The organism is Polynucleobacter sp. 35-46-11, from assembly GCF_002281105.1.
Genome location: NZ_NCFJ01000366.1, coordinates 1 through 2,613, shown reverse-complemented (window position 1 = coordinate 2,613; position 2,613 = coordinate 1). Strand labels below are relative to the sequence as shown.

The 2,613-nt window shown below is 44.8% G+C and carries 2 protein-coding genes; both read left to right on the top strand.

Annotated elements, in window-relative coordinates; all coding sequences use genetic code 11:
- The first annotated feature begins 322 nt into the window (after positions 1 to 322).
- Complete coding sequence (locus tag B7Y67_RS14980) at positions 323 to 2,167, top strand: potassium transporter Kup (RefSeq protein ID WP_293599324.1); 1,845 nt, start codon at positions 323 to 325, stop codon at positions 2,165 to 2,167.
- A gap of 71 nt (positions 2,168 to 2,238) precedes the next feature.
- Positions 2,239 to 2,613 (top strand): hypothetical protein (locus B7Y67_RS14975; protein ID WP_293599323.1); only part of this gene is annotated, 375 nt, incomplete at its 3' end.

Here is a 2,613-nt window from a genome sequence, read left to right as displayed (position 1 = left end):
GCGGGGGCAGGATTTGAACCTACGACCTTCGGGTTATGAGCCCGACGAGCTGCCAGACTGCTCCACCCCGCGTCTGAAGCTGAAATTCTACCATTTTTTGACCCTTGCTGTCGAGGAAACCTTTAAATTCAGCATAAAAAACGGCTTTTTAGGATAAATAAGTCATCTGAGTCAAGCTGCATAAGGAGTAATATATTGCCACGCAACATCCACCAAGGCCTTTTAAATGTCAATTAGTAACCCTGAGTTTTCTAATTCCACGTTGTTAAAACCGGTTGAGCTGCACGATGATCACAATGACCATAAAAAGGGTCTTGGGGCAATGATGATTGCTGCCATCGGAGTGGTGTTCGGTGATATCGGTACGAGCCCTTTGTACGCGCTCAAAGAATGTTTTGACCCAGAACACGGCATTACATTTTCACCAGAGGCATTATTTGGTGTGATTGCCATGATGATCTGGTCTTTGATCATGGTCGTAACCTTTAAGTACGTGCTGTTTGTGATGCGCGCTGACAATAAAGGTGAGGGTGGTGTTTTATCGCTGATGGCCTTAGCACTACGTACTTTTGATAGTAAGTCTAAGAAATATTTCTTTCTTATGATCTTGGGCATGCTTGGTGCATGCATGCTGCTTGGCGAATCTGTAATTACTCCAGCGATTTCAGTTTTATCTGCTGTTGAGGGTATTGAAATTGCAGCGCCTGGTTTGCATAAATATATTATCCCGATCTCTCTAGTAATTTTGGTGGCTTTATTTTTAATCCAAAAATATGGTACTGCAGCTGTTGGCAATCTCTTTGGCCCAGTTACTCTGACTTGGTTTATTACGCTTGCGGTATTGGGGGCTATTAATATAGGCGCAGCGCCACAAATTATCGGGGCAATCAACCCAATATACGCAGTCAATTTTATTGTTGATCATCCCACTACTGCTTATATTGTGATGGGTGCTGTAGTGCTGGTGGTAACTGGGGTCGAGGCTTTATATTTGGATATGGGCCATTTTGGTAGAAGCCCTGTGCGCTACGCTTGGCTCATTGTGGTTCTACCAAGCCTCTTGATTAATTATCTGGGTCAGGGTGCACTCCTATTGTCAAACCCAGAAGCAGTCTCCAATCCATTTTATTTAATGGTTCCTGAGTGGGCCCTATGGCCAGTGGTGGGCTTGGCGACTGCAGCTACTGTGATCGCCTCTCAGGCAGTTATTTCTGGGGCGTACTCTTTAGTAAGTCAGGCAATCTTGCTTGGATTTATGCCGCGGATGACGATCATGCACACCTCTGATTCAGAGCAAGGGCAGATTTATATTCCGGTCGTAAACTGGGTTCTTTTGTTTATGGTCGTAGTGACGATTATTGAATTTAGAGAGTCAGTCAATCTGGCTGCAGCTTATGGTATTTCAGTTACCTCTACCATGATGATTACTGCAATCTTATTGGGAGTGGTTATGTATCGCGAGTGGAAGATGAATATCTTCTTAGTACTGGGCTTGTCGATTATTTTCTTTATCTTAGATTTTGCTTTCTGGACTGCGAATTTAATCAAAATTAAAGATGGTGGTTGGTACCCGCTGTTCTTAGGCTTAGTCATTTTCACTTGCTTGATAACCTGGTATCGAGGACGCAAACTGCTGCGCGCTAAAGTGGAAGAAGGGTCTATTCCATTGCAAGCATTTGTGAGTAGTCTGCTAGCTCATCCACCCCATCGTGTTGAGGGGACTGCTATCTTTTTGACAGCCCATGTGGACTATGTTCCAGTGGCAATGCTCCATAACCTCAAGCACAACCGAGTCATGCATGAGCGTATCTTTTTTATTAAGTTAAGTACCTGGGATGTGCCATACGTGAATGATGATCAGCGCATCACGATGAAAGATCTGGGGGGTGGCGTTTACTTAGTCAGGGCTGTGCATGGCTTTAAAGAGTCACCAGACATCAATAAAGTTTTAGAGCTCCTGCAAAAACAAGAAAATATTGAATTTAATGTGATGGATACTTCTTTCTTTGTGTCTCGTGACACCATTGTTCCATCGGCGAATCCTGGGATGGCGCTGTGGAGAGAGAAGTTGTTTGGTTGGATGATGCAAAATGCCGCAAAGCCCTCAGATTTTTTCAAGATTCCTGCCAATCGCTTGGTTGAGTTAGGTGCAAAGGTGGAGATTTGATAAAGCTCGGTTCTGTGCGTACATTATTTTCTGTTGGGACATTTCTGCTGGCATGTTCCTTCAGTACTTTAGTGCCCGCTACCCCTGGAGAAGAGGCTCAGCTAGAGCAACTCGACAAAATTGAACGAGAGCTGGAGTTGCAACGTGATTGGGCTAAGTACCGCTGGGAAAAAACCAACTCTGAGTGCTATCAACAGTATTGGGTGAACAGCTGTCTGAAAGATTCTCGTGCTCAGTACCGCAAAGAGATTGATCCAATTCGAGTGCAAGAAGTCGAGTTACATGAAGTGCAGCGTAAGTTGCGTTCCAGTATTAAAGATCAGCGCGATGCCGCGAAGATTGCTGAACGTGCCTCTGCTGAAAAAGCGGCTGAGCGTGTAGCCAATCAGAAAGAATTTGAAGAGAAGCAAAAGGCAGCAGCCGCTCGCGCAGCAGATGTAGAGCAA